Raw genomic sequence first — 24,835 nt, 5'->3', positions numbered from 1 at the left:
AGACAACTTGGTACATCAGGCACACCTAGTCGATGCCATCGCAGGCAAGCCAGCTCCCACAAGGGTTTTGCTGTGCTTTGAGGATTGTGTCAGGTCAGCAGGCCAGTGCTGACCGCCACAATCAGGAACACCCCCAACAACGCCCGATAAATCACAAACGGCCAAGTCGAAAACCGCTCCAAAAACTTCATCAACCCCCAGATCGCAAAAAACGCCGAGACGCTCGCCACCACCAGGCCGAACAACAGGTGCGGCCAGGCATGCGCCGGCAGGTCGGCGCGCAGCAGTACCCACAGCTCCTTCAGCCCGGCGAGGGCAATGGCCGGCAGGCCCAGCAGGAAGGAGAAACGCGCCGCTTCTTCACGCTTGAAATTGAGGAACAACGCGGCGGTCAGCGTCGAGCCGGAGCGCGATACCCCCGGAATCAACGCACCAATCTGCGCAATGCCGACGATCAGCGCATCGCGCAGGCGCATCTCACCCATTTCCCGGGTGTGGCGTGCGCGCACTTCCGCCACGGCCAGCAGCACGGCCATGACCACGCAGGAAATGCCGATCACCCTCAACCCACGCAACGGCGAGTTGCACGCGTTCAAGGTCGAAGACAGCGCCAATCCGGCGATGCCGATGGGAATCGTCGCCAGCACAATCGCCACTGCCAGCTTGAACCAGCGGTCGTTGTAGTCGCCCCGGCGCACTGCGCTGATACTGCCGGTGGTCACCTGGCGCACGTCGCGCCAGAAGTAACTGACCACCGCCGCCAGCGCCGCCAACTGCATGGCCGCCGAAAACGCCGAGCCCGGGTCTTGCCAGCCGAGCAGGGCGGGTACCACGCGCATATGGGCGGTGGACGACACCGGCAACAGTTCGGTGATGCCCTGGATCACGCCCAGGATGAAGATTTGCAAGTAATCCAGGGAGGCAAAGCCCACATCCAGGCCCGCGGTACAGACATTGCTCACAGTGCGTGTCCTTGAGAAAAAAACGGAATCCCGGGCAGTCTAGGCTAAATGTTTCTGGATGTTGCAATGGGCCTGCACAAATCCGCCTTCGGTTCAGCAAACAGAAAGGTTGGACAATGTATTGGCCTGCATGAAGGTTTTGTGAACAATGGCGCCCTGCATTTTTTCACCGAGAGTCCCATGCCTGAAACCACCGTAGAACTGATCCAGACCGGCCCCGAAGAGGCCGAGCTGATCCGCAATCTCTACCAGTACTACGCCTACGAGTCGTCGGACTGGGAGCAGGAAGATGTCGAGGGGGACGGCCGTTTCTACATCCATGACGAACACTTGGCGCGCTACTGGCAAGACCCGCAATGGAGCGCCAACCTGCTGCTGGTGGACGGCTATATCGCCGGCTTCCTGCTGATCGAAGGCAGCGAGATCCCGGGGATGGACGCCCTGGAGTTGGCCGATCTGTTTATTCTCAAGCGCTACCGCCGCAAAGGTATCGGCCGCGCCATCGCCACCCAGGTGCTGTGCAGCGGCGAGGCCAATTGGCTGGTGCGTTTCTATGACCAGGATGAAGTGTCCCAGGCGTTCTGGCGCACCGTGCTGGATAACCTGCCGCGCCCGGTGCAGACGCTGGAGTTGGAGGATGAACCGAACCTGGTGAGCTACTTGATCACGCGTGTGGCGCTGCATTAAACGCTTGTTGCATCACTTGCGGCGGCTGGCCGAAGGCGCGCAGGAACGCCTGGCGCATGCGCTCGCGGTCGCCAAAACCGGTTTCGCGGGCCACCACTTCCACCGGGTGGCGGCTGGTTTCCATCAGGGTGCGCGCGGCTTCTACCCGCAGGGCTTCGATGGCCTTGGCCGGGGTTTGCCCGGTTTCTTCGCGGAACACCCGGCTGAACTGGCGCGGGCTGAGCCGTGCGACGTCCGCCAAGGCATCCACGGAAAGATCGTGGGTGAGGTTTTCGCGGGCATAGGCCAGGGCCAGTTGCACGCGGTCTGATTTCGGGTCCAGTTCCAGCAACGCCGACAGCTGCGACTGCTCGCTGCCCCGGCGCTGGGCGATCACCAGTTTGCGCGCGATGCGCCGCGCCAGGTCGCTGCCCAGGTCGTTCTCGACCATGGCCAGGGCCATATCCACGCCGGCGCTCATGCCGGCGCCGGTCCAGATCTGGCCGTCCACCACGAACAAGCGGTCTTCGTCCAACTGGATCTGCGGGTAGCGCTTGCGAAAGGCCGGTGCGTGAATCCAGTGGGTGGTGGTGCGCTTGCCTTCCAGCAGGCCGGCTTCGGCCAGCACAAAGATGCCCATGCACAGCGACGCGACCCGCCGCGATTGGGCCGCGGCCGCCGTGACCAACGCCAGCAGGTTGGCCTCCGGCAGGCGGAATTCCATATAACCGCCGACGATCAGCGTGTCGTAGCCCTCCGCCCGGATCGGCGTGGTGTTCACCGAGAACCCCTGGGACGTCATCACCGCGCCGCCACTCTCCGACACCAGGTGGAACTCATAGGCCGGCTCGCCCCGCAGCAGGTTCGCGCACTCGAACACCGAGCCGACACTGAGGCTCAGGCATTCAAAATTCGGGTAAACCAGCAGCGCAACGCTGTGCATCGCATCTCTCCAAGGGGCGGGGGAGGTGGGATTGTCGGCGGCTGGCGGGCAAACGGCAACTGCCACCGTGCATGTCCGAAAACCTTGCGGATATGACGTTGTGCCGTTGCGCCCCGGCTCCTAAGCTTCAACCCTCAGTCATCCCGAGGCACTCGACAATGAAAGTATTGATGGTTTTGACCTCTCACGATCAGTTGGGCAATACCGGCCGCAAGACCGGCTTCTGGCTCGAAGAGTTTGCGGCACCGTATTACGCGTTCAAGGACGCCGGCGCCGAGGTGGTGCTGGCATCCCCGGCCGGTGGGCAGCCACCGCTGGACCCGGTCAGCGACCTGCCGGACTTCCAGACCGAACAGACCCACCGCTTCGCCGCCGACCCGGCTGCGCAGAAAGCCCTGGCCACCACGCTGAAGCTGGACGCGGTGAATGCCGACGACTTCGACACCGTGTTCTACCCAGGCGGCCACGGCCCGCTGTGGGATCTGGCGGAGTCGCCGGTTTCAATTGCGCTGATCGAGTCATTCGAACGCGCCGGCAAGCCCATCGGTTTTGTCTGCCATGCGCCGGGCGTGCTGCGCCATGTCAAGGCGGTCAACGGTGAGCCGTTGGTCAAGGGCCGTCGTGTCACCGGCTTCTCCAACTCGGAAGAAGCGGCGGTGGAATTGACCGACGTGGTGCCGTTCCTGGTGGAAGACGAGTTCAAGAAACTTGGCGGCCAGTACGAGAAGGGTGCCGATTGGCAATCCTTTGTGATCGTCGATGGCTTGCTGGTCACCGGGCAGAACCCGGGCAGCTCCAGCGATGTGGCCAAGGCGCTGCTGAAACTCACCGCGTAAGTTAATTCATCCCTGTATTGATTGGCGGCCCGTTGGGGTCGCCAAGGTTTTTGCTCGTCCCGAATTTGGAAACCCCCACATGACCGACCACGTTTTGAACACCCCGCTGCAACTGGGCCGACACACGCTGAACAACCGCATTGTGCTGCCACCGTTGACCCGCCAGCGCAGCGCCCAACCGGGTGATATCGCCACTGACTTGATGGCCGAGTATTACCGCCAACGCGCTTCGGCGGGCTTTATGGTCAGCGAAGGCACGCAGATCGAACCGCGTGGCCAGGGTTATGCGTGGACGCCGGGCATCTACACGCCGGCGCAGATCGAGGGCTGGCGCCAGGTCACCGATGCGGTGCATGCCGAGGGTGGGGTGATTTTTGCCCAGTTGTGGCATGTGGGGCGCGTGTCCCACCACGATTTGCAACCCGACGGCGCGGCACCCGTTGCGCCGTCGGCGATTCAGCCGCAGCAGGTCAAGGCCTTTATCGAAACCGCGCCGGGCGCCGGTGAACTGGTGCAACCGCCGGTGCCGCGCGCGCTGAGTACGCAAGAGGTCAAGGACCTGGTCGGGCTGTACGCCCAGGCGGCACGCAACGCGATAGCGGCCGGGTTTGACGGCGTGGAGATTCATTCGGCCAACGGTTACCTGGTCAACCAGTTCATCTCGGCCCATGCCAACCAGCGCGAGGATGAATACGGCGGCTCGTTGCACAACCGCCTGGGTTTCCTGCGGGAAATCGTCGCGGCCGTCAGCGCGGCCATCGGCCCGCAGCGCCTGGGTGTGCGTTTTTCACCGCTGTTCAGCGGCACGGACCAGGACCGGGTGTACATCGGCCTGGTGGAAGAGGACCCGCACCACACCTACATCGAAGCCGTCAAAGTGCTGGAAGCGGCGGGCATCGCCTACCTGTCCATCGCCGAAGCCGACTGGGACAACGCGCCGGAACTGCCGGAAACCTTCCGCCGTGCCGTGCGTGAGAGTTTCAGCGGGCGGGTGATCTATGCCGGGCGTTATACCGCTGAACGCGGTGAGAAACTGGTGCAGGCGGGGCTGGCGGATTTGATCGCGTTTGGTCGGCCGTTCATTGCCAACCCGGATCTGCCGCAACGGCTGTTCAACGGTTGGCCGCTGAATTCGCTGCGGGTTGAAGGCATGTATGGTGGCTCGGAGCAGGGTTATACCGATTACCCGTTCTACAGCTAGGACTGCGGTCTTTAATACACAGCAGATCAAATGTGGGAGCGGGCTTGCTCGCGAAAGCGGTGTGTCAGACACAGATATGTTGACTGATGCACCGCATTCGCGAGCAAGCCCGCTCCCACATAAGCCAGCTTTCTGCAGTTGATGGGTGATGGGTTCAGATCACCCGCAACACAATCTTGCCAATATGCTCGCCACCTTCCATCCGCCCATGGGCCTTGTCGGCTTCGGTGTAGTCAAACACCTGATCAATCATCGGCAGGCAGCGCCCGGCTGACAGCACCGGCCATACATGCTCGCGCAGTTGCTCGGCGATGGCGGCTTTCTCATCTTTGGTCCGTGCGCGCAGCAACGAGCCGGTCACAATCGCGCGTTTGCCGAGGATGGTCAGCAGGTCCACGTCATTGGCCTTGGCACCGCCGAGAAAGCCCAGCATCACCAGGCGGCCGTCCATGCTCAACGCCTTCAGATTGTTGTTGAGGTACGAGCCGCCCATGATGTCGAGGATCACATTCACGCCCTCGGCGCCGATGACCTCGGCGAAGTCCTGCTCGCGATAGTTGATCGCCTCGGCCCCCAGGTCACGGATGGCGGCGCACTTGTCGGCACTGCCGGCGGTGGCGAACGTGTAGATGCCGAACTCGCGGCACAGCATCAGCGCGGTGGTGCCGATGCCGCTGGTGCCGCCGTGGATCAGCACGCGCTGGCCCTTGTGGGCGCCGCCGATGCCGAACAGGTTGGCCCACACGGTAAAGAAGGTTTCCGGGATCGCCGCGGCTTGAATCCACGACAGGCCGTCGGGGATCGGCAGCGCCTGGCCGGCGGGTACCGCGCAATATTGCGCGTAACCGCCGCCGTTGGTCAGCGCACAGACCTTGTCGCCAAGGGCGTATTCGCTGACGCCTGCGCCCAACGCCACCACTTCACCCGCCACTTCCAGGCCGGGAATCGGGCTCATGCCGGGCTTCATCGGGTACTTGCCCGCGCGTTGCAGGGCGTCGGGGCGATTGACCCCGGCGGCGTGCACACGGATCAGGATCTCGCCGGCCGCCGGAGTGGGCACGGGCGCCTGGCGTGGCTTGAGCACCTCGGGGCCGCCGGGGGTGGTGATTTCAATCAGGGTCATGTCGTTAGGCAGGGTCATTGGGTGAGTCCTGTTAGGGTGAGCGTATGGGTTGGGACCGTGGTGAGCGGTCGGCGGTTCAGCAGCAGGCCCAACTCCAGCAACAGCGCGATCACAATCGCCCCGGCCGCCAGCATAAACAGCAGCGCATGGTTGCCGCCGCTGCCGTTGAACAGCACCGAATAGGCAAAGCCGGACAGTGCCTGGAACGTCGCGAAGGATACCGTTGCGCGGCTCCATGCCACTTGTTGCTGGTGATGGTTGGGCAGCAATTCATGCACGCGCGCCAGGGCCAGCGGCACGATGCCCGGTGGAAACGAGCCAAGGATCACCGCCAGCGTCGCCAAGGCAATAAACGAGTGGGTAAATGGCAACAGGCCGACGGCAACCGCTTGCACCGCCAGCACCAGGCGAATGCTGGAACGCGCGCCGAGCTTGTCGGCCAGGAACCCGTAAGTGACCGGCCCGACAATCGAGCCCAGGCCGTACATCACCCAGACCATCGCGCCAACCTGCGCGCCATCGCCCAGGCCACGGGCCACGTAATCCACCAGGAATACCATGGCTGGCACCAGGCCTGCGGCCATAAACGCGTATTGCGCAAACAACAAGTACACACCGGCGGGCGTTGGCACGGGCGTCACCGCGTGCACCACCGTCTCATGCAGCGTGTCGTTGGGCCAGGCAAGCCAGCTCGCAGCCGTCAGCACCAGCGCCAACAGGCCCAGGCCAAACCAGGTCTGCTGCAAGCCCAGGCTCAACAACGGCGGGACCAGGGTACCGGAGCCGGCAATCCCCAAGCCGATACCCAGGAAAATCGCGCCACTGGCCAAGCCTCGACGTGCCGCCGGTACGTGGGGTAGCACTGTCGCGGCCACCAACACCATGATCGCGCCACCCCCAATCCCCGACAGCAAGCGCCAGGCGAAGAACCACACCAGCGACAACGGGAAGCCACAGGCAAAAAAAGCCACGGTCACCGCGACCATCATCAAGCGCAGGGTGCTTTTGTTCGAGGTTCGTTGGGCCAGGGGCCGACCGATCAGCGCGCCAACCAAATAACCCACGAGGTTGGCGGCGCCGAGGTACACCACGTCGCTGGCACTGAACCAGTGGGCCTGGATCAAGCTGGGGATCAACGGCGTATAGGCAAACCGCGCCAGGCCAATGCTGACCAGGCTGGCACAGAGGCCGGCGAAGATCGGCAGCCAGATCGCGCGGTGTGAGGGGGTGTGAGTGTCGAGCATGATGGCGGTCCTGGGAGTTTTTCTCTGGTGCCCAGCATAGCGATGATTGTTGATGCAATAATGCTGCGAATAAGCGGCACACCGATGCATATATGCAGCACTGGGGGAAGCAATGAACTGGGACGATGCACGGGTATTCCTCGCGGTCTGCCGCGAATCGACACTGCGCGGCGCCGCGCGGGTGCTGGGGGTGGATCAGGCGACCGTCGGCCGTCGTATCAACGCCCTGGAGAAATCCTTGAGTGCGACGCTGTTCCTGCGCACCTCCGAGGGCTATGCGCTGACGGCCGTGGGCGAAGCGGCCATGCGCGCAGTGGAGAAAATGGAACGCTCGGCCCTCGACCTGGAGCGCCAGATCCAGGGCCTGGATGAGCGCCTGACCGGCACCGTGCGGGTCAGCACCACCGACTCCCTGGCCATCGACTTCCTGATCCCGGCCATCGCCCGCCTGCACGACAAACATCCCGACGTGCGTGTGCAACTGGATGCCTCCACCCAGATCCTCAGCCTGGCCAAGCGCGAAGCCGACATCGCGGTGCGCAATACCCGGCCCGATAACCCTGACCTGATCGCCCGGCGCATCGCCCGTTGGCCGGTGGGGTTGTTTGCGTCCCAAGGCTATATCGACCGGCACGGTGTGCCCGAGCCTGGAAGCCTGTTCGACGGCCACGACCTGGTGGTGTATCAGCCGTACTTGCAACACCACAAGGACCTGACGCTGGTGTCCGAGCCGCTCGGCCGTGGGCGCATCGTTGCCGCCCTGAGTTCCAGCCTGTTGGTGCGCCGCTCGATTGCCGCGGGTATCGGCATTGGCGAAATCCCGGTGTACACCGGCGAGCGCGACGGCCTGGTGCGCCTGTGGCCGCAGCGTGCGCGGCCGTTGCCCTATGACGTGTGGCTGGTGACCCACGCCGACCTGCGCCACACCGCACGGGTGCGGGTGGTGATCGATGAAATCGTCGCGGCGTTTGCCGGCACGGGGGATTGAGGTCAGCACAGGCTTGCAAGCGTGCGCACGCGACTGCCGACAGAATTGACCGCCACACAGGGTCAACTCACCGGGAGCGCAAATGAACGAATCGAAGTGTCAGGATCTGGGGCTGCTGTTTTTAAGGGCCAGCGGGGCGCTGTTCCTGCTGTGGGTGCATGGCTTGCCCAAGTTGCTCAATTTCAGCGAGCAATTGCAGCTGATCGAAGACCCGTTTCACCTGGGTGCGACGGTCACGCTGTCATTGGCGATTTTCGCCGAGGTGCTGTGCCCGTTGCTGATCATCGCCGGGGTGCTGGTGCGCTGGGCGTGTTTGCCGATCCTCGCCGTGTTGTTGATTGCCTTGCTGGTGGTGCACCCGGAGTGGAGCCTGTTCGAGGCGCAGTTTGGCTGGTTGCTGCTGATCATTTTCACCACGTTGCTGATCAGCGGGCCAGGCCGCCTGGTGCTGAGCGAGCGTTTCAAGTGAAAAAAAGGCCGGGCAAGCCCGGCCAAATAAGGAGGCGGTGTTTCAGCGCGTCAGGAACGCCAGCAAGTCTTCGTTCAACTGCTGGGCGTGGGTCACGGCAAACCCGTGGGGCGCGTCCTTGTAGACTTTCAGCTCGGCGCCCTTGATCAGCTCGGCGGCCACTTTACCGGTGGTCTCGAATGGCACGATCTGGTCGCCATCGCCATGGATCACCAGGGTCGGCACGTCGATCTTGGCCATGTCCGGACGGAAGTCGGTCTCGGAGAACGCGGTGACGCAATCCACCGTCGACTTCAGCGATGCCAGCAGAGCGACCTGCAAGGTCTGGGCTTGTACGCCGGCGGAGACGTTCTGGCCTTTGTTGATGCCGTAGAACGGTGCGTTGAAGTCGCTGATAAATTGCGCGCGGTCCTTCAACAACTCGGCCTTGAACCCGGCGAACACATCCAGCGGTACACCCTGTGGGTAGTCCGCCTGCTGGCCGAAGATCGGCGTCACTGCGCCCAGCAACACCAGGCCGGCCACACGGCTGCTGCCATGGCGTGCAATGTAGCGGGACACGTCGCCGCCGCCCATGGAGAAGCCCACCAGGGTCACGTCGGTGAGGTCCAGGTGTTCGATCAGTTGGGCGATGTCGTCGGCAAAGGTGTTGTAGTCATTGCCGGTCCACGGCTGGTCCGAGCGGCCAAAGCCACGGCGGTCGAAGGCGATGGTGCGGTAGCCGCGGCTGCTCAGGTATTCCATCTGGTATTCCCACATGTCCGCATCCAGCGGCCAGCCGTGGCTGAACAGGACGGGCTTGCCGCTGCCCCAATCCTTGAAGTAGATCTGGGTGCCGTCTTTGGCAACGAATGTGCTCATGGAAAACTCCTGGGTGGGTGGGCTGAGAACTCTAGCCCACTATTGCGTGAAACCGGACGAAGGGCTTGTACCGGTGTGCTCGGTTGAACGGTTCAGCGTCTATGCTGGTCCACTGATCTCTCAACCCAGATCACACGCATGTCCGAACACACAGGTGAACGAAATGGCCAAGACTTACAGCTACGCCGCGCAGAACGCCAAGGATGCCCTCAAGCCCTACACCTTCGAGCGCCGCGCGCCGGGGGCGGACGATGTGCAGATCGACATTCTGTATTGCGGCGTCTGCCACTCCGACCTGCACACCGCGCGCAACGAGTGGAACAACACCCTGTACCCGTCGGTGCCCGGCCATGAAATCGTCGGCCGCGTCACGGCGGTGGGCGCCAGTGTGAAAAAATTCAAGGTCGGCGACCTCGCCGGCGTCGGCTGCATGGTGGACAGCTGCCAGCACTGCGCGTCATGCGCCGAGGGCGAGGAACAGTATTGCGAAAACGGCTTTACCGGCACCTACAACGGCCCGGTGTTTGGCGGTGAAAACACCTTTGGCGGCTACTCCGACAGCATCGTGGTCAAGGAGAAGTTCGTGCTGCGCATCTCCCACGACGACAGCAACCTGGCCGCCGTGGCGCCGTTGCTGTGTGCGGGCATCACCACCTATTCGCCGCTGCACCATTGGAAGGTCGGCCCTGGCAAGAAAGTCGGCGTGGTCGGCCTTGGCGGCCTCGGCCATATGGCGGTGAAGATCGCCCACGCCATGGGCGCCCATGTGACCTTGTTCACCACCTCGCCGAACAAACGCGAAGACGGCCTGCGCCTGGGCGCCGACCAAGTTGTGGTGTCGAAGAATGCCGATGAAATGGCCGCCGTCACCAACAGCCTCGACTTCATCCTCAACACCGTCGCCGCGCCCCACAACCTCGACGCGTTCCTCAACCTGCTCAAGCGTGACGGCACCATGACCCTGGTCGGCGCCCCCGACAGCCCGCACCCGTCGCCGTCGGTGTTCAACCTGATCTTCAAGCGCCGCAGCCTGGCGGGTTCGTTGATCGGCGGGATTCAGGAGACCCAGGACATGCTGGACTTCTGTGCCAAGCATGGGATTGTCTCGGACATCGAGATGATCGATATCCAGGGCATCAATGAGGCGTATGAGCGGATGCTCAAGGGCGATGTGAAATACCGGTTTGTGATTGATATGGACAGCTTGAAAAAAGAGCGCAACGCGGCCTGATAACAAGGCCCGCTTGAATGTGGGCACTTCTTTCTGTGGGAACTGGCTTGTGTGGGAGCTGGCTTGCCTGCGATGCAGACACCTCGGTCTATCAGCAAGACCACAGTGATGCCATCGCAGGCAAGCCAGCTCCCACAGACAAGTTATTCAGGTTGATTGAGGTGTGGTTCTTTAGACCGACAAGTGCTCATACAAAATCGTCGCCCCCACCACCATCAACACCACCCCGCCCACCATCTCCGCACGCTTGCCCACCACCGTGCCCAGCACGCGCCCGAGCATCATGCCGAGGGTCACCATGGTCATGGTCGCCAGGCCAATCGCCGCCGACGCCACCAGGATATTCACATCGACAAACGCCAGGCCCACGCCCACCGCCAGGGCATCGATGCTGGTGGCGAAAGCAGTTACCGCAAGAATCATGAAGGAATGCTGGGTCGGCTTTTCAGCCTCTTCATCCTCGGCCTTGAGCCCGTTGTAGATCATGTGCAGGCCCAGGGCGACGAGCAGGGTAAAGGCGATCCAGTGGTCCCAGTCTTCCACCCAACGCGTGGCGGCGTGGCCGATAGCCCAGCCGATCATCGGGGTGATGGCTTCGATCACGCCAAAGATCAGGCCGGCGCGCAGGGCTTCGGTGAGGCGCGGTTTGTGCAGGCTGGAGCCTTTGCCGATGGCCGCCGCAAAGGCGTCGGTAGACATGGCCAGGGCCAGGAGGATCAGGGAAATGGGGTTCACGGTCAGGCTTCCAGTCGGGCTATGGGACACAACGACACGTCCACGCGCCCGACTTCAGGCATGGAAGTGTCGCTGGTCTCACCAACCGCAAAGCGATGTTCGTACCACGGCAGGTTGCCGAATATGTTGATACGAACGCTTCCAACAGGGTCAGAAGCCGGTTACTCCCCAACGAGGGAGGCGATCATAGGCAGGCACAGATGAAAATTTCGTCAAAAAGGCTCAGGGCCGTTGCGGTTTCACCGAAGTGCCGAAGGTATTGCCCATGCGCACACTGGTGGCCGCCGGGGTGGACAGGCCCACGGCGTTCGGCGCGCGTTTGTCGACGGGAATGGTTTGCGCCTCACGGTTTTTCTTCGCCGCCTTGGTCGCATTGCTGTCACTGCCCATCTGTTGGCTCAGGCAGCCGTAGTCGGGCGCCTTGTAGCCGTCCACCGAGACTTCGGTGCAGGTGCTCTTGCTGTTGTCGGCGTGGGCAAGCACGGGCAGGGCGGCGCACAGCAACAGGCTGGCAAGGGTGGGGAACAGTTTCATCAGGGCCTCCTGGCAGGCCCGAGGGAGTGGGCCGGTATGGCTTGAAAGTGTAGTGCAGCGGGCGTCCCGTCCGGGTGACGTTTTTTTTGCCATCACCGTAACATCAGGTTCATAAACTGGCCTCAGGATGACGGTTTTCAAGGACACGTCGGCCGTGCAGCGATGCAGAGCGGGGGGTGAGCAGGGGGCCTGGCGGCGCGCCGTATGCGCCCTGGTCTTGCTGTGGCTGCTGGCAGGAGGCCGCGTGGTGCAGGCGGAACCGGCGTTGCTGACGTTGGACCTGCCGGCGCAAAACCTGGAGCACGCCCTGCAAGCGTACAGCCGTGCCACCGGCATGGCGGTGCTGGTGGATCGCGAACTGACCCGGGGCCGACGCTCCATCAGCGTGCATGGGCGCTTCACGGCGCAGGAGGCTCTGGCAATGTTGCTGACAGGGAGTGGCCTGATGGCGCGTTATGCACGCAGTGATGCGTTCACCCTGCAACTGGCGCAGGTCAGTCGGCCTGCCACCACCAAGGGCGCGTCGGCACGCAACGCCGCGCGGATCAACAACAGCTACGCCACGGCCTTGCAGCAGGCTATCGAGACCAGCCTGTGCGGCTCGCCCCTGACCCGCCCCGGCAGTTTCCGTGCCTTGGTGCAGGTGTGGGTCAACCCGCAGGGGCTGATCGAGTACAGCCGGCTGGTCAGCTCCACCGGCGATGAACAACGCGATGAAGCACTGGTGCGCAACCTCAGTGCGGCCCGGGTCGAACGCCCCGCGCCGAGCTCGCTGCGCCAGCCGGTGACTTTGCTTTTGATGCCCGACACCACAGGAACACGCATGGAATGCACAGCAGGGAAGGGAGCCACGCACGGATGAAAAATACCGGGCATAGCACGATGGTCAGTTTGTTCCTGGCGTCCTACGAAGACTTCAAGGTGCGTTTGCGCAAGCGCCTGGGGTCGGAGGACCTGGCCAACGACGTGCTGCACGAAACCTACTTGCGGGTGGACCGCATGGACGTGCCGCCAAACCTCGCACAACCCAACGCCTACCTCTACCGCATGGCCCTGAACATCGCCGCCGACCGCCGCCAGGCCGACGCGCGCCTGCTCACCGGCAGCGAAGTCGAAGAGCTGCTGCAAACCGCCGACGAAGCCCAGGACCCATCGCGGGTGGTGGGCGGCCAGCGCGAGGTGCAATCGCTGGTCAAAGCCCTGTATGAGCTGCCCGCACGCCGACGCAAAATCCTCATCGCCGCGCGCCTGGAAGAAGCGCCTCACCTGGAAATCTCCCAGCGTTTTGGCATTTCCACGCGCATGGTCGAGAAGGAAATCAAGGCCGCCCTCGGCCACTGCGCCAAGCGCCTCGAAAGAAAAGTGATTCAGCGGTTCGGTCCCGGGGCCGGAAAACCGTCTTAGTGTCGAGTCCCTGATAAAACCGTGAGTATGTGCGCGCTTGAACATTTTTAACCTCTCCACCGCCCGGGCAGCCTCCGCCAGTCCTTTGCATGATGAAGCCCGCGACTGGCTGCTCCTGCTGACGTCGGGCCGCGCCACCGTGGCCGACGCCAAGGCCTTGCAGGCCTGGCGCGCCCAGAGCCCGGAACATGCCCTGGCGTTCGAGCAAACCAAGGCGCTGTGGCAGCAACTGGCCCCCGCCCTCGAGCACGCCGCGCCACCGCGCAGCTTTGGCCGTCGTGCGTTCCTGGGCGGCGCGATAGCCGCCTCGGCGGCGTTGGTCATGGTGCGCGTCGGCACGCCGGGTGGTTTTGCCGGGCTCACGGCCGACTATCGCACCGAAGTCGGCGAGCAGCGCCAAGTGCTGTTGAGTGACGGGGTCAGCCTGGAACTCAATACCCAGACGCGCATCAGCCGGATCGGCCAGGGCATTGAATTGCTGGAAGGCGAAGTCGAGGTGGTCGCCCGTCTTGCACAACCGCTGCGGGTCCAGGCCGGCGACGGTTGGGTAAGCGCGGCGCAGGCCCGCTTCAATGTGCGCAACACCGACCACAGCGTCTGCGTGACCTGCATCGAGGGTTCGCTGTCGGTGGACGCCGGCGGCCACAGTGTGAGCCTGGGCAGCGGCCGTCAGTTGACCTACAGCGCGGCGGGCATCGGCGCGCCCGTGGTGGTGGACACCCAGGCCGTGGTGGCCTGGCGCGAACAGGTGCTGGTGTTCAACAACGCCACGCTGGCCACGGTGGTGGACGAGATCAATCGCTATCGCCCGGGGATGCTGGTATTGCTCAACAAGGAGCTGGGTCAGCGCCGGGTGCAGGCGCGCTTCAGCTTGCAGCAGCTGGCCGGCGTGGCGTTGCTGATTCGCGACGCGTACGGCGCCAAGTGCACGGAACTGCCGGGTGGGGTGGTGTTGTTGAGTTGAGGCGCCTTACTGCAACGGCCCCACCACCTGGCGATAACGCTCCACCCCCTGCGGAGTCTGGCGCACCAGGCTGATCTCCAGCCCCAACGGCTCCTCCCGCTTATTGCCGCTCAACTGGCGCCAGCCTTTGTCCTTGTCCCACACGCGCACCTGCACATCACTGACGCCCGCCAGCACCACCACGCCGTCCTTGGCTGCCGGCAACGGGAAGCGGTTCCGCGCCGGCGCGGCGGCGCGGTACAGCGAGTCGCCCTTGAGCCACCAGCGCACCCGTTGCAAGCCATCTCCGGTGGCCGGCGCGCTGCGGATCACCTCCAGGCGAAAGCCCTTGCTGTCGGAGCTGCGCACCGTCACGGCGGCCAGCCCGGCGTCCTTTGCCGTACCGGGTTCGGCCAGTTCAACGCTGGCGCGCAGGCTGATATCGCGCTGCATCTGGTTCAACGCCCGCAATAATCCCTCGGTCTGTTCGGTGCTGGCCTGTAGATGCTGGTCGGCACGGGTCACGCTGTCGAGCCCGCGCCAGGCGATGACGCTGACCAGCGCCATAAGCATGATCGCCACCATCACTTCGATCAGGGTGAAGCCTTGTTGGGACTTGTTCATGGCTGGCTCACCACCCGCAGCAAACCGGCGGCGTCGCGTTGCAGGCTGAGGCTGTGTTGCCCGTCCGACAGCACTACGCGCAGCGGTGGGTTGATCCATTCGGCATTGAGGACCAGGGTTTGCCGGGGCTCGACCGTCAGTTGCATCGGTGTGCTTTCCCATAAGCGCGGGCGCAGTTGGGCGTCGCCCTGGAACGCTTCCACGCCCAGGCCATCGTCACTGCGGCGGTTGAAGCGAAAGCCCTTGGCATCGGCGCGCAAGCTGATCGGGCGGCCATCGGCGCGGGCTTCGGCCTGGGCGATTTGCAGCAGCTGGCTCAGGCGTTCGGCGTCCTTGCGCAGCAGTTTCAGCGGGTCGGGTTTGATCGTCAGGCTGATGGCGGCGCTGGCGATGCCGATGATCACCAGCACCACCATCAACTCGATCAGGGTGAAGCCTTGCTGTTTCATCGGTCGGCTCCTGGAGAACTGGCGAGGTTGTGAAATAAAAACGTGCGAATTGGCCTGTAGGCTGAGGCCACGGACAAACAGGAGGTCCACCCCATGGCATTCGCCCTTCGTGTTTCACCCGCCCACGGCGTGCAGGCGCTGGCACTGCTCGCTGCGTTGGCCGGCGGGGTGATCTGGACGCCGCTGCTGCTCACATCCGCCGAATCCCACACGCCCCAGGCCTCGCCCCAGGCGTTGGCAGCGCGCAGCGAAAACCCGGCGTTGCAGTGGTTCTCCAATGCGCCGAGCGCCCTGCAAGTCAAGGTTACCGGCGTACTGGCTGGCGCGCGCGGTGCGGTGGCGATCCTCAGCCTCAACGATGGCCCGCCGCGCAGTTTCCTCGTGGGCGAACGCCTCAGCCCCGCCGTGCGCCTGACGGCGATTGAAGGCAGCGCCGTGGAGCTTGAGCGCGGCGGCGAAAAGGTCCGCGTCAACCTCGACAAGTTGCCGGATGGCCCCGCGTTGCCGCGCCTCACTCGGCCATGACCTGGGTGTCCAGCTGCGCCAGGGGCGGCGCTTCGCGGCTGGCGTCGAGCACCCGCAGGGTCACTTGAAACAGGCGGCCGTCGGCGTTGATGGTTTGCTCGCAGCGCAGTTTCAGGCGGCCCTGGTCGCAGTCGAACGTCTTTATGCCGCCACGCAGGTGGCCTTCCAGGCGCAGTTCCGCCAGGCGACTCTGCGCCGCCAGCAACGCCATGGATTTATCCCGCAGCAAGCCATTGCTCTGGGTCATCAGCCCGGCCACGCGTACGGCGGCGGCCATGGCCACGGCGATGATCGCCAGCGCCACCAGCACTTCAATCAGCGTGAAACCTTGCGCGTTGCGACGGCCGACCATGGCGCTCTCAAAGGCGGGAAACAGGCCCGCAGACTAGCGCCGCGAGTTGACCGATTGGCGACCGAAACTCCCGAGGATTTTCAATACGACTGACATGTGTTCTTGCAACACTGCGCCACGAAATGCACCCCAGCCAAGGAATGTCGAGATGGATATCGCGCGCCTAACAACCCCCTTGCCCAGCCCTCGCGGCCAGCGTGGCTTCACCTTGATCGAGATCATGGTGGTGGTGGTCATCCTCGGGATTCTCGCGGCAATGGTCGTGCCCAAGGTGCTGGATCGCCCGGACCAGGCACGCGCCACGGCGGCCAAGCAGGACATCGGCGGCTTGATGCAGGCGCTGAAACTCTATCGCCTCGACCACGGCTCCTATCCGAACATGACCCAGGGTTTGAAAGTGCTGGTGGAACGCCCGGCGGACGCGAAAAACAGCAGCTGGCGCGCCTACCTCGATCGCCTGCCCAATGACCCGTGGGGCCACCCTTATCACTACCTCAACCCGGGCGCCAACGGTGAGGTCGATGTGTTCTCCCTCGGTGCCGATGGCCAGCCGGATGGCGACGGCGTGAATGCCGATATCGGCTCCTGGCAGTTGTAAGGCGCGCCATGAAACGGCATTCGCCCCCAGCGGCGAAGCAGCGCGGCATGGCGATTATCAGCGCGTTGCTGATCGCGGCCGTGGTGGCGGTGATCGCCGGTGGCATGCTCACGCGCCAGACCGTGTTCACCCGCAGCCTTGAAGCCGAACAATTGCGCGTGCAGGGCCAGTGGCTGTTGCAGGGCAGCCTTGAGCGCAGCCGGCAGATGCTCTGGGAGGCGCGTCAGAAGGACGTGCTGACCCGTCTCGACCAACCTTGGGCTTACGCCCAACGCGGGGCGTTTGAAGGGCGCATCGAAGACGAGCAGGGCAAGTTCAACCTGCGCAACCTGGTCAACCGCCAGTTGCCGGATGCCGAGCAACTGCAAAGCTTCGAGCGCCTGTGCCGGACGCTGGGGGTCGATCCGGCGGTGAGCCGGCGCATCAGCCAACGGGTGATCGGCTCCTACGAAGTGCCGGCCAAATACCCGATGCTGCGCAGCGTAGACGAGTTGAGCGCCATCGAAGGCCTGGACCCCGTGCTGCTGCGCCGCCTGCAAGGGTATATCAGCGTGCTGCCCGGGCAGAGCTGGGTCAACGGCAACACCGCCAGCGCCGAAGTGCTCAGCGCGGTGGTGCCCCAGCTCAGCCTGTCCCAGGCCCAAGGGCTGGTGGCGGAGCGTGACAGCGGCCAGTGGTTTATCAACCGTGGGGATTTCGTCAACCGCCTGCACTTGCCCCAGGTGGCGGTGGAGTCGGTGCAGGTGGGCATTACCAGCGAGTGGTTTCGCGTACAGGGCCAGGCGCGGCGTGAGCAGCGGCGGGTGACCATCGACGCGTTGCTGCATCGCCCGCAAGAGCGCCAGCCGCAGGTGATCTGGTCGCGGGTGGGCGTATGAAACGCTTGCGTATTGGCTTGCCGCCGCTGGACCAATTGAGCGCCGAGAGCCAGGTCAAATTCTTCTGGCTGGAGCGTGGCGTGGTTGTCGCCGAAGGCCATGAAAGCCTGATCCAACTGAGCAAACACCGGCAGGCGGCGGAGTGTTTCCTGCACCCACGCGACAGCCTGCTCACCAGCCTTGAACTGCCGCCACTGCCCGCCGCAAAAACCGCCGCCGCCGTGGCCTGCGCCGCGCAAGCGTTGATCCTCGGCCCGCTGGAACACATGCACGTGGCCCACGGCCCGCGCGACAGCGAAGGCCGCGTGCAAGTGGCCTGGGTGCCCAAGGTCGGGCTGGAACGGCTGGCCCAGGTACCGCTCAAGTTGCGCGGACTGTACCCGGCGCCCTACGCCTTGCCGGTGGGCACCGCCGCACTGGATGACGGCTACCTGTTGACCCGCGACAGCCTGCACCAAGCCGCCGTGCACCCGTTGGGCCAGCAAGGGCTGGATATGCCGCTGGTGGACGCTGCGCAGCGTTGGACGGGCGCAGCACCCGCCTGGGGGTTGCACGCGCGCCTCAGCCAAGCGGCCAGCGGTGGCTGGGGTAGGGCGCTGGCCTGTGTCGCGCTGGCCACGGCCGTGTGGACCCTGGGCCTCAACCTCTACGCCGCGCGCCAAGTGGATGAAGGTCAGCGCCTCAAGGCCCTGATGAGCCAGCAGGTGCGCCAGGCATTTCCCGAATTGCCGGTGGTGCTCAACCCCTTGCAGCAGGCCCGGCAACAATTGGCCGCGCGCCAGACCGGTGCCGCCGCCGATCCCGGCCAGCGCTTCAGCAGCCTGTTGCAACTGGCGGGCAGCAACCTGCCGTTTATGGTCGCCAGCGTCGAGCGCCTGACCTTTGAACAAGGGCGCCTGCACCTGCAATTGCTCACGGACAGCCGCAACCCGACGGCCCAGGCCGACTGGCAGGCCGCGCTGGCCCAGGCCGGTTTTGCCGCGACACGCGATGAGCACGGCTGGAGCATTGGCCCGGCAGCGACGGGAGCCAGCGATGAATAAGTGGACGCGACAATTGCGGCTGTTCTGGAACGGTCTGGCCCTGCGCGAAAAACGCATGCTGTCCGGCGTCGGCGTGCTGCTGGCGGGCCTGTTGACCTGGCTGATCCTGATCCAGCCCGCGCTGAAAAAAATCGACTACTGGCAGGCCGAAACCCCGAAGTTGCGCGCCCAGGCCGAAGCCTTGCAGGTGCTGTTGCAAGGCGTCGCCGCGCCGCGCCAGGCTGACGAAGCCACGCTGCGCCAGGCCCTCGACAGCGCCGGCCTGCAAGGCCATTACCAATTGCAGGCGCAGGCCCCGGGCGGCTGGCACCTGACCTTCGACAACGCCCCGGCCGACGCGGTGGTGGACTGGCTGCTGGGCAATCCCCGTTCGTTTTCCCTGGAGGTGTCCGAGGCGCGTTTGCAACGTGCCGGGGATGCCGTCGATAACTCGGCCGGCACTGTGTCCGGGACCGTTCGCATGGATCAGGCGCTTGGCGCTAAGGAAGCTTCATGAAGTGGTCAGTTCCCCCGTTTCGTATGGCCGCGCCGTTGCTGTTGCTGGCCCTGAGTGCGTGCAGCAACCAGGCGGCCAAGCCGTTGCTGGTGGACAGCGAACTCGGCCAACCCCTGGCCGACACCCGCCGCAGCAGCGACAGCCCGCTGGACCGCCAACGCGAACTCGCGCCCAAGCCCGCCGTGCAACACCCCATCACCAGCAGCGCCCGTGGTCACGCCCCGGCCGCGATCAAGGCGCGCAACCCGCTGGGTGACCAGCCGGTGCAGCTGAACTTTGTCGATGCGGACATCCAGGCGGTGGTGCGCGCCTTGTCCCGCGCTACCGGCCAACAGTTCCTCGTGGACCCGCGGGTAAAAGGCAACCTGACCCTGGTCAGCGAAGGCCAGGTGCCGGCGCACCAGGCCTACGACATGCTGCTGGCGGCGCTGCGCATGCAGGGCTTTAGCGTGGTGGATGTAGGCGGCGTCGCCCAAGTGGTGCCCGAAGCCGACGCCAAGCTGCTCGGCGGGCCGATCTACAGCGCCGGCAGCAGCGGCATGCAGACCCGCACCTTCCGCCTGCAATACGAAAACGCGGTGAACCTGATCCCGGTGCTGCGCCCCATCGTGTCGCCGAACAACCCGATCAACGCTTACCCCGGCAACAACAGCATCGTCATCACCGACTACGCAGAAAACCTCGCCCGCGTGGCGCAGATCATCAGCGGCATCGACACCCCCAGCGCCATCGACACCGACGTGGTCAAGGTGCAGAACGGCATTGCCGTGGACATCGCGGCGATGGTCGCCGAACTGCTCGACACCCAGGGCGCCGACCAGACCCAGAAGATCAACGTGGTCGGCGACCCGCGCTCCAACTCGATCATCATCCGCTCCGGCAGCCCCGAACGCACCGAGCTGGCGCGCAACCTGATCTACAAGCTCGACAACGCCCAGAGCAACCCGAGCAATATGCACGTGGTGTACCTGCGCAACGCCCAGGCGGGCAAGCTGGCGCAGTCGCTGCGCGGTTTGTTGACCGGCGAGAGTGAATCCGGGGTCAGCGACGAAGCGCGGGGCAAGCTCAGTGCCATGGGCGGCACGGGCCAGAACACCCAAGGCAGCGCCGCGCAAAACAGCAGCGGCACACCCACCGGCAGCGGTGTGCAATCGAGTTACGGCCAGGACAAACAAACCACCGGCGCCACTACCAGCAAGGACCAGGACACCGCCTTCAGCGCCGGCGGCGTGACCATCCAGGCCGACGCTACCACCAACACCTTGCTGATCTCCGCGCCGGACCCGTTGTACCGCAACCTGCGGGAAGTGATCGACATGCTCGACCAACGCCGCGCGCAGGTGGTGATTGAAAGCCTGATCGTCGAAGTCGGCGAGGACGATGCCACCGAGTTTGGCGTGCAATGGCAGGCCGGTAACCTGGGCGGCAAGGGTGGTTTTGGCGGGGTCAACCTTGGCGGCAGTGGCGTGAATTCGACGCCTACCAGCAAGACCAGTATCGACGTGCTGCCCAAGGGGCTGAACATCGGGTTGGTCAATGGCACCGTGGACATCCCGGGGATTGGCAAGGTGCTGGATCTCAAGGTGCTGGCCCGCGCGTTGAAGAGCAAGGGCGGTACCAACGTGCTGTCGACGCCGAACCTGCTGACGCTGGACAACGAAGCGGCGAGTATTTTTGTCGGGCAGACGATTCCGTTTGTCACCGGCAGCTATGTGACCGGTGGCGGGGGCACCAGCAACAACCCGTTCCAGACGGTGCAGCGCGAAGAGGTGGGGCTTAAGTTGAATGTGCGGCCGCAGATTTCCGAGGGCGGCACGGTGAAGCTGGATATCTACCAAGAGGTCAGCAGCGTGGATACGCGAGCTTCGGTGGAGGCGGGGACGGTGACCAACAAGCGGGCGATTGATACCAGTATTTTGTTGGATGACGGGCAGATCATGGTGCTGGGTGGGTTGCTGCAGGATGGGTATAGCCAGAGTAATGATGCGGTGCCGTGGTTGTCGGATATTCCGGGGTTGGGGGCGTTGTTTCGTAATGAAAAGCGCAGTGTGACGAAGACCAATCTGATGGTGTTTTTGCGGCCCTACATTATTCGGGACAGTGGGGCGGGGCGCAGTATTACGTTGAATCGGTATGAGTTTATGCGGCGGGCGCAAGGGGGGTTGCAGCCGGAGCATAGTTGGGCGATGCCGGATGTGCAGGCGCCGCAGTTGCCGTCGGTGGAGAAGGCGATTCCTGGTCAGCAGGCGCCGCGGGCTGTGATTCGGGCGGTGCCGCAGTGATTGCGGTGTACATATCCGTTGCTGCGGTAACGGCGACTTATGGTTCCGCTCTTACAGCGGCTCACTTTTGGAAAGGCCCAAAAGTAAGCAAAAGGCCTTCGCCCCACCACTCGGTGCCTCGCCTAGGCTCGGCATGCCCGAACGAAGGCTTGAATCCGTGGGCCGCCGTCATGGGCCATCCCTGGCCCAGGACGGCTAACCCGGCGTCCTGCCGGGTTGCCCACGGATTCAAGCCTGCGTTCGGCCAGCGTGGTTTGACGGGGCGACGAAGATCAAAAGCAAGATCAAGATCAAAAGCAGATCAAAAGCAGATCAAGAGCTGGTCCGGTGTACACCATCCTGTGGGAGCTGGCTTGCCTGCGATGCAGACAACTCGGTACATCAGGCACACCCAGTTGATGCCATCGCAGGCAAGCCAGCTCCCACAGGGGAACGCGTCAGCTTCAGAAACCCGGTCGGCTACTAGGCCGCCGCGCTTTGTTTTTGATTTTGATCTTAGGCGCCCCGTTAAACACGCTGGCCGGAATTCGGCATGGATTTGGGGGGTAAACCGGCAGGGATGCCGGTTTAGCCGCCCCGCGCCATGGATGGCGCGTGGCGGCGGCCCCCCAAATCCATGTCGGATTACGGGCATGCCGAGCCTAGGCGAGGCACCGAGTGTTGGGGCAAGAGCCCTTTGGTTACTTTGGGGCTTTTCCAAAGTGACCCGCCGTAAGGGCGGAACCATAGGTAGCCGTTACCCAAATAATGGATATGTACTCCAATGAGCCTACTCCCTTACGCCTGGGCCAAATCCCAACGCATCCTCCTGCGCCACAACGCCGAAGGCATGCTGCTAACGGTGTGCCCCTCAACCCCCGGCTGGTCCATCAGCGAAGTCCACCGTCAATTCGGCCAATCCCCCATCGAACAAGTCCGCGACGACGAACTCGACGGCCTCCTCACCAGCGCCTACGCCGACACCGGCAGCGCCGCCGCCGTCGTCGGCGCCGCCGAAAACGAGGTCGACCTCGACCGCCTCATGCAAGACATGCCCGAAGTCACCGACCTGCTCGACACCCAGGACGGCGCCCCCGTGATCCGCATGATCAACGCCTTGCTCACCCAAGCCGCCCGCGACGAAGCCAGCGACATCCACATCGAACCCTACGAAACCCATTCCGTGGTGCGCTACCGCGTCGACGGCACCCTGCGCGACGTCGTGTCCCCCCGCAAGGCGCTGCACGGCGCGCTGGTCTCGCGGATCAAGATCATGGCCCAACTCGACATCGCCGAAAAACGCCTGCCCCAGGACGGCCGCATCGCCCTGCGCGTGGCCGGGCGGCCCATCGACATTCGCGTGTCCACGGTGCCCACCGGCCATGGCGAACGCGTGGTCATGCGCCTGCTGGACAAACAAGCCGGGCGCTTGCAGCTGGAAACCCTGGGCATGGAGCCCCAACTGCTGGCCCGTCTCGACACCCTGATCCGCCAGCCCCACGGCATCGTGCTGGTCACCGGCCCCACCGGCAGCGGCAAGACCACCAGCCTCTACGCCGCCCTGGCGCGGCTGGACGCGAGCACCAGCAATATCCTCACGGTCGAAGACCCGGTGGAATACGACCTGCCGGGCATCAGCCAGATCCAGGTCAACGCCAAGATCGACATGACCTTCGGCCTCGCCCTGCGCGCGATCCTGCGCCAGGACCCGGACATCATCATGATCGGCGAGATCCGCGACCTGGAGACCGCGCAAATCGCCGTGCAGGCCTCGCTCACCGGGCACCTGGTGCTGGCGACCCTGCACACCAACGATGCGGTGTCGGCGGTCAACCGGTTGATTGACATGGGCGTCGAACCCTTCCTGCTCGCCTCGTCGTTGCTGGGCGTGTTGGCCCAGCGCCTGGTGCGCCGCCTGTGCCCGCACTGCAAGCAGGAAGACCCGGCCGCGCCCGGCACCTGGCGCCCGGTTGGTTGTGCGCACTGCAACCAGATCGGCTACAGCGGCCGTACGGGGATTCATGAATTGTTCAGCGTCGATGACGACGTGCGCAGCCTGATCCACCAGGGCGCCGGCGAGCAGGACCTGCGCCTGGCCGCCCGCCGCGCCGGCATGTTCAGCATGCGTGAAGACGGCGAACGCTGGGTGCGCAGCGGCGCCACCGCCCCCGAAGAAATCCTGCGTGTGACACGGGACGCCTGATGAATCGCTATCGTTTTGAAGCCGCCGATGCCAGCGGCAAGGTCGAGTCCGGCCATGTGGAGGCCGACAGCCAGAGCGCGGCGTTTGCCAGCCTGCGCGGGCGCGGCTTGACCGCGTTGCTGGTGCAGCTCGAAGGCAACCAGCAAGCTGCGGGCAGCAGCCTGTTCACCCCCAAGCTCTCGGACAACGATTTGGCCTGGGCCACGCGCCAATTGGCCAGCCTGCTGGGCGCCAGCCTGCCGTTGGAAGCGGCGTTGAGCGCGACGGTGGAGCAGGCCGAGAAAAAACACATCGCCCAGACCCTGGCCGCCGTACGCGCCGATGTGCGTGGCGGCATGCGCCTGGCGGAGGCGTTGGCGGCGCGGCCACGGGACTTTCCGTCGATATACCGCGCGCTGATCGCGGCGGGGGAGGAGTCCGGTGACCTGGCCCAGGTGATGGAACGCCTCGCCGACTACATCGAGGAACGCAACAACCTGCGCGGCAAGATCCTCATCGCGTTTATCTACCCTGGGGTGGTGGGGCTGGTGTCCATCGGCATTGTGATTTTCCTGTTGAGCTACGTGGTGCCGCAGGTGGTCAGCGCGTTCTCCCAGGCACGCCAGGACTTGCCGGGGCTGACCCTGGCGATGCTCAACGCCAGCGACTTCATCCGCGCCTGGGGCTGGCTGTGTTTTGCCGGGATCGTCGGCGGTTTCTGGAGTTGGCGCCTGTATCTACGCAACCCCGTGGCGCGCCTGAATTGGCATAGCCGCGTGTTGCGCCTGCCGTTGATCGGGCGCTTTGTGCTGGGCCTCAACACCGCACGCTTCGCCTCGACCCTGGCGATCCTCGGCGGCGCCGGTGTGCCGCTGTTGCGTGCGCTGGAGGCGGCGCGGCAAACCCTGTCCAACGACCGCCTCGACCAGTGCGTCAGCGACGCCACCGCCAAAGTGCGCGAAGGCGTCAACCTCGCCCCGGCGCTGGCGGTGGAGAAGGTGTTCCCACCGGTGCTGATCCACCTGATCGCCAGCGGCGAAAAAACCGGTTCGCTACCGCCGATGCTGGAGCGCGCGGCGCAGACGTTGTCCCGCGATATTGAACGGCGGGCCATGGGCATGACCGCATTGCTGGAGCCGTTGATGATCGTGGTGATGGGCGCGGTCGTGCTCGTCATCGTCATGGCCGTATTGCTGCCCATCATCGAAATCAACCAACTCGTCACCTGATCCTGCTGTGTGAACCAAATCAACTGTGGGAGCTGGCTTGCCTGCGATAGCGGTCTTC

General features: G+C 64.2%; 27 protein-coding genes and 1 riboswitch. Of the genes, 17 read left to right on the top strand and 10 right to left on the bottom strand.

All coding sequences use genetic code 11. From position 1 onward, the window contains the following. Positions 1-89 precede the first annotated feature (89 nt). Complete coding sequence (locus J1G37_RS19030) at positions 90-962, bottom strand: undecaprenyl-diphosphate phosphatase (RefSeq protein ID WP_207044482.1); 873 nt, start codon at positions 960-962, stop codon at positions 90-92. A gap of 180 nt (positions 963-1,142) precedes the next feature. Between J1G37_RS19030 and J1G37_RS19025 the strand changes: the two genes are divergently transcribed. Beyond that, positions 1,143-1,649, top strand: a complete 507-nt coding sequence (locus J1G37_RS19025) for a GNAT family N-acetyltransferase (RefSeq protein ID WP_207044479.1) — start codon at positions 1,143-1,145, stop codon at positions 1,647-1,649. Here the strand turns inward: J1G37_RS19025 and J1G37_RS19020 are convergent. Next, entirely contained in the window at positions 1,627-2,571 is a 945-nt protein-coding gene (locus tag J1G37_RS19020; protein ID WP_207044478.1) for a GlxA family transcriptional regulator, read from the bottom strand. The genes J1G37_RS19025 and J1G37_RS19020 overlap by 23 nt on opposite strands. 158 nt (positions 2,572-2,729) lie before the next feature. Between J1G37_RS19020 and J1G37_RS19015 the strand changes: the two genes are divergently transcribed. Both J1G37_RS19015 and J1G37_RS19010 read left to right on the top strand, forming a co-directional pair. Continuing rightward, the gene (locus tag J1G37_RS19015) at positions 2,730-3,407 is read left to right on the top strand and encodes a type 1 glutamine amidotransferase domain-containing protein (protein ID WP_124529113.1); all 678 of its coding nucleotides are present in this window, start codon (positions 2,730-2,732) and stop codon (positions 3,405-3,407) included. Between the two features lie 79 nt (positions 3,408-3,486). Then, entirely contained in the window at positions 3,487-4,608 is a 1,122-nt protein-coding gene (locus tag J1G37_RS19010; protein ID WP_207044475.1) for an alkene reductase, read from the top strand. Between the two features lie 154 nt (positions 4,609-4,762). Here the strand turns inward: J1G37_RS19010 and J1G37_RS19005 are convergent, their stop codons facing one another. Together J1G37_RS19005 and J1G37_RS19000 are read right to left on the bottom strand one after the other, a co-directional pair. Beyond that, the gene (locus tag J1G37_RS19005) at positions 4,763-5,749 is read right to left on the bottom strand and encodes an NAD(P)H-quinone oxidoreductase (RefSeq protein ID WP_207044472.1); all 987 of its coding nucleotides are present in this window, start codon (positions 5,747-5,749) and stop codon (positions 4,763-4,765) included. Beyond that, complete coding sequence (locus J1G37_RS19000; RefSeq protein ID WP_207044445.1) at positions 5,746-6,975, bottom strand: YbfB/YjiJ family MFS transporter; 1,230 nt, start codon at positions 6,973-6,975, stop codon at positions 5,746-5,748. The genes J1G37_RS19005 and J1G37_RS19000 overlap by 4 nt, the downstream gene beginning before the upstream one ends. A 112-nt stretch (positions 6,976-7,087) precedes the next feature. On the opposite strand from J1G37_RS19000, the gene J1G37_RS18995 reads away from it, so the two are divergent. Both J1G37_RS18995 and J1G37_RS18990 read left to right on the top strand, forming a co-directional pair. After that, positions 7,088-7,963 carry a LysR family transcriptional regulator gene (locus tag J1G37_RS18995; RefSeq protein ID WP_207044438.1) on the top strand — a complete coding sequence of 292 codons (876 nt, stop codon included), beginning with the start codon at positions 7,088-7,090 and terminating at the stop codon, positions 7,961-7,963. Between the two features lie 82 nt (positions 7,964-8,045). Further along, the gene (locus tag J1G37_RS18990) at positions 8,046-8,432 is read left to right on the top strand and encodes a DoxX family protein (RefSeq protein ID WP_207044435.1); all 387 of its coding nucleotides are present in this window, start codon (positions 8,046-8,048) and stop codon (positions 8,430-8,432) included. Between the two features lie 42 nt (positions 8,433-8,474). Here J1G37_RS18990 and J1G37_RS18985 read toward each other — a convergent pair whose 3' ends face one another. Beyond that, the gene (locus J1G37_RS18985) at positions 8,475-9,293 is read right to left on the bottom strand and encodes an alpha/beta hydrolase (protein WP_207044432.1); all 819 of its coding nucleotides are present in this window, start codon (positions 9,291-9,293) and stop codon (positions 8,475-8,477) included. A gap of 163 nt (positions 9,294-9,456) precedes the next feature. Here J1G37_RS18985 and J1G37_RS18980 point away from each other — a divergent pair, with 163 nt between their 5' ends. Next, positions 9,457-10,524, top strand: coding sequence for an NAD(P)-dependent alcohol dehydrogenase (locus J1G37_RS18980; protein WP_207044429.1), 1,068 nt, complete (start codon positions 9,457-9,459; stop codon positions 10,522-10,524). 171 nt (positions 10,525-10,695) lie between these two features. On the opposite strand, the gene mntP is transcribed toward J1G37_RS18980, so the two are convergent. Then, positions 10,696-11,259: a manganese efflux pump MntP gene (gene mntP, locus J1G37_RS18975; RefSeq protein ID WP_207044427.1), complete on the bottom strand. Its 564-nt coding sequence runs from the start codon at positions 11,257-11,259 to the stop codon at positions 10,696-10,698. A 14-nt stretch (positions 11,260-11,273) separates the two neighbouring features. Beyond that, a riboswitch (yybP-ykoY riboswitch) is annotated at positions 11,274-11,441 on the bottom strand. 40 nt (positions 11,442-11,481) lie between these two features. After that, on the bottom strand, positions 11,482-11,793 hold the full coding sequence (locus J1G37_RS18970) for a hypothetical protein (protein WP_207044421.1): 312 nt from the start codon (positions 11,791-11,793) through the stop codon (positions 11,482-11,484). Between the two features lie 217 nt (positions 11,794-12,010). On the opposite strand from J1G37_RS18970, the gene J1G37_RS18965 reads away from it, so the two are divergent. Genes J1G37_RS18965 through J1G37_RS18955 form a run of 3 tightly spaced genes read left to right on the top strand, consistent with a single transcriptional unit; the run spans position 12,011 to position 14,161 of the window. Further along, positions 12,011-12,655 carry a secretin and TonB N-terminal domain-containing protein gene (locus tag J1G37_RS18965; protein ID WP_207044604.1) on the top strand — a complete coding sequence of 215 codons (645 nt, stop codon included), beginning with the start codon at positions 12,011-12,013 and terminating at the stop codon, positions 12,653-12,655. After that, the gene (locus J1G37_RS18960; RefSeq protein ID WP_017734599.1) at positions 12,652-13,197 is read left to right on the top strand and encodes an RNA polymerase sigma factor; all 546 of its coding nucleotides are present in this window, start codon (positions 12,652-12,654) and stop codon (positions 13,195-13,197) included. The genes J1G37_RS18965 and J1G37_RS18960 overlap by 4 nt, the downstream gene beginning before the upstream one ends. A gap of 37 nt (positions 13,198-13,234) precedes the next feature. After that, complete coding sequence (locus tag J1G37_RS18955; protein ID WP_207044418.1) at positions 13,235-14,161, top strand: FecR family protein; 927 nt, start codon at positions 13,235-13,237, stop codon at positions 14,159-14,161. Between the two features lie 6 nt (positions 14,162-14,167). Here J1G37_RS18955 and J1G37_RS18950 read toward each other — a convergent pair whose 3' ends face one another. Together J1G37_RS18950 and gspH are read right to left on the bottom strand one after the other, a co-directional pair. After that, a complete protein-coding gene (locus tag J1G37_RS18950; protein ID WP_207044416.1) occupies positions 14,168-14,764 on the bottom strand; it encodes a type II secretion system protein GspJ in 597 nt (198 codons plus the stop codon). Continuing rightward, a complete protein-coding gene (gspH, locus tag J1G37_RS18945) occupies positions 14,761-15,213 on the bottom strand; it encodes a type II secretion system minor pseudopilin GspH (protein WP_207044415.1) in 453 nt (150 codons plus the stop codon). The genes J1G37_RS18950 and gspH overlap by 4 nt, the downstream gene beginning before the upstream one ends. Positions 15,214-15,306: 93 nt before the next feature. Between gspH and J1G37_RS18940 the strand changes: the two genes are divergently transcribed. Continuing rightward, on the top strand, positions 15,307-15,738 hold the full coding sequence (locus J1G37_RS18940; protein WP_207044414.1) for a type II secretion system protein N: 432 nt from the start codon (positions 15,307-15,309) through the stop codon (positions 15,736-15,738). Here J1G37_RS18940 and gspI read toward each other — a convergent pair. After that, positions 15,725-16,090 (bottom strand): type II secretion system minor pseudopilin GspI, encoded by a 366-nt coding sequence (gene gspI, locus J1G37_RS18935; RefSeq protein ID WP_207044412.1) that lies wholly within the window; start codon positions 16,088-16,090, stop codon positions 15,725-15,727. The genes J1G37_RS18940 and gspI overlap by 14 nt on opposite strands. Before the next feature lie 148 nt (positions 16,091-16,238). Between gspI and gspG the strand changes: the two genes are divergently transcribed. The 7 genes from gspG (at position 16,239) to gspF (ending at position 24,777) form a co-directional block, all read left to right on the top strand. Further along, complete coding sequence (gspG, locus tag J1G37_RS18930; RefSeq protein ID WP_017734605.1) at positions 16,239-16,688, top strand: type II secretion system major pseudopilin GspG; 450 nt, start codon at positions 16,239-16,241, stop codon at positions 16,686-16,688. Between the two features lie 8 nt (positions 16,689-16,696). Continuing rightward, positions 16,697-17,566: a type II secretion system minor pseudopilin GspK gene (gene gspK, locus J1G37_RS18925; protein ID WP_207044410.1), complete on the top strand. Its 870-nt coding sequence runs from the start codon at positions 16,697-16,699 to the stop codon at positions 17,564-17,566. Next, positions 17,563-18,609, top strand: a complete 1,047-nt coding sequence (gene gspL / locus J1G37_RS18920; RefSeq protein ID WP_207044408.1) for a type II secretion system protein GspL — start codon at positions 17,563-17,565, stop codon at positions 18,607-18,609. The genes gspK and gspL overlap by 4 nt, the downstream gene beginning before the upstream one ends. Then, positions 18,602-19,105, top strand: coding sequence for a type II secretion system protein GspM (gspM, locus tag J1G37_RS18915; protein ID WP_207044406.1), 504 nt, complete (start codon positions 18,602-18,604; stop codon positions 19,103-19,105). The genes gspL and gspM overlap by 8 nt, the downstream gene beginning before the upstream one ends. Next, a complete protein-coding gene (gene gspD / locus J1G37_RS18910) occupies positions 19,102-21,387 on the top strand; it encodes a type II secretion system secretin GspD (RefSeq protein WP_207044404.1) in 2,286 nt (761 codons plus the stop codon). The genes gspM and gspD overlap by 4 nt, the downstream gene beginning before the upstream one ends. 763 nt (positions 21,388-22,150) lie before the next feature. Beyond that, positions 22,151-23,569, top strand: a complete 1,419-nt coding sequence (gene gspE, locus J1G37_RS18905) for a type II secretion system ATPase GspE (RefSeq protein WP_207044391.1) — start codon at positions 22,151-22,153, stop codon at positions 23,567-23,569. Next, positions 23,569-24,777: a type II secretion system inner membrane protein GspF gene (gene gspF, locus J1G37_RS18900; RefSeq protein ID WP_207044389.1), complete on the top strand. Its 1,209-nt coding sequence runs from the start codon at positions 23,569-23,571 to the stop codon at positions 24,775-24,777. The genes gspE and gspF overlap by 1 nt, the downstream gene beginning before the upstream one ends. The last annotated feature ends 58 nt before the right edge of the window (positions 24,778-24,835 follow it).

The organism is Pseudomonas sp. Marseille-Q1929, from assembly GCF_017316265.1.
In the GTDB taxonomy this organism is placed as follows: Bacteria; Pseudomonadota; Gammaproteobacteria; order Pseudomonadales; family Pseudomonadaceae; genus Aquipseudomonas.
Note: the sequence above shows the minus strand (reverse complement) of the source record. Positions and strands in the feature narration are given on the sequence as shown.

Bases quoted from the DNA above. Each gene is read 5' to 3' on its own strand.
- gspG (WP_017734605.1), top strand. From the start codon at position 16,239: ATGGATATCGCGCGCCTAACAACCCCCTTGCCCAGCCCTCGCGGCCAG.
- J1G37_RS19010 (WP_207044475.1), top strand. From the start codon at position 3,487: ATGACCGACCACGTTTTGAACACCCCGCTGCAACTGGGCCGACACACG.
- J1G37_RS19015 (WP_124529113.1), top strand. From the start codon at position 2,730: ATGAAAGTATTGATGGTTTTGACCTCTCACGATCAGTTGGGCAATACC.
- J1G37_RS18980 (WP_207044429.1), top strand. From the start codon at position 9,457: ATGGCCAAGACTTACAGCTACGCCGCGCAGAACGCCAAGGATGCCCTC.
- J1G37_RS19025 (WP_207044479.1), top strand. From the start codon at position 1,143: ATGCCTGAAACCACCGTAGAACTGATCCAGACCGGCCCCGAAGAGGCC.
- J1G37_RS18940 (WP_207044414.1), top strand. From the start codon at position 15,307: ATGGCATTCGCCCTTCGTGTTTCACCCGCCCACGGCGTGCAGGCGCTG.
- gspK (WP_207044410.1), top strand. From the start codon at position 16,697: ATGAAACGGCATTCGCCCCCAGCGGCGAAGCAGCGCGGCATGGCGATT.
- gspL (WP_207044408.1), top strand. From the start codon at position 17,563: ATGAAACGCTTGCGTATTGGCTTGCCGCCGCTGGACCAATTGAGCGCC.
- J1G37_RS19005 (WP_207044472.1), bottom strand. From the start codon at position 5,749: ATGACCCTGCCTAACGACATGACCCTGATTGAAATCACCACCCCCGGC.
- gspI (WP_207044412.1), bottom strand. From the start codon at position 16,090: ATGGTCGGCCGTCGCAACGCGCAAGGTTTCACGCTGATTGAAGTGCTG.
- J1G37_RS18995 (WP_207044438.1), top strand. From the start codon at position 7,088: ATGAACTGGGACGATGCACGGGTATTCCTCGCGGTCTGCCGCGAATCG.
- J1G37_RS18950 (WP_207044416.1), bottom strand. From the start codon at position 14,764: ATGAACAAGTCCCAACAAGGCTTCACCCTGATCGAAGTGATGGTGGCG.
- J1G37_RS19000 (WP_207044445.1), bottom strand. From the start codon at position 6,975: ATGCTCGACACTCACACCCCCTCACACCGCGCGATCTGGCTGCCGATC.
- J1G37_RS18985 (WP_207044432.1), bottom strand. From the start codon at position 9,293: ATGAGCACATTCGTTGCCAAAGACGGCACCCAGATCTACTTCAAGGAT.
- J1G37_RS19020 (WP_207044478.1), bottom strand. From the start codon at position 2,571: ATGCACAGCGTTGCGCTGCTGGTTTACCCGAATTTTGAATGCCTGAGC.
- J1G37_RS18990 (WP_207044435.1), top strand. From the start codon at position 8,046: ATGAACGAATCGAAGTGTCAGGATCTGGGGCTGCTGTTTTTAAGGGCC.
- gspF (WP_207044389.1), top strand. From the start codon at position 23,569: ATGAATCGCTATCGTTTTGAAGCCGCCGATGCCAGCGGCAAGGTCGAG.
- gspD (WP_207044404.1), top strand. From the start codon at position 19,102: ATGAAGTGGTCAGTTCCCCCGTTTCGTATGGCCGCGCCGTTGCTGTTG.
- gspM (WP_207044406.1), top strand. From the start codon at position 18,602: ATGAATAAGTGGACGCGACAATTGCGGCTGTTCTGGAACGGTCTGGCC.
- gspH (WP_207044415.1), bottom strand. From the start codon at position 15,213: ATGAAACAGCAAGGCTTCACCCTGATCGAGTTGATGGTGGTGCTGGTG.
- J1G37_RS18960 (WP_017734599.1), top strand. From the start codon at position 12,652: ATGAAAAATACCGGGCATAGCACGATGGTCAGTTTGTTCCTGGCGTCC.
- gspE (WP_207044391.1), top strand. From the start codon at position 22,151: ATGAGCCTACTCCCTTACGCCTGGGCCAAATCCCAACGCATCCTCCTG.
- J1G37_RS18970 (WP_207044421.1), bottom strand. From the start codon at position 11,793: ATGAAACTGTTCCCCACCCTTGCCAGCCTGTTGCTGTGCGCCGCCCTG.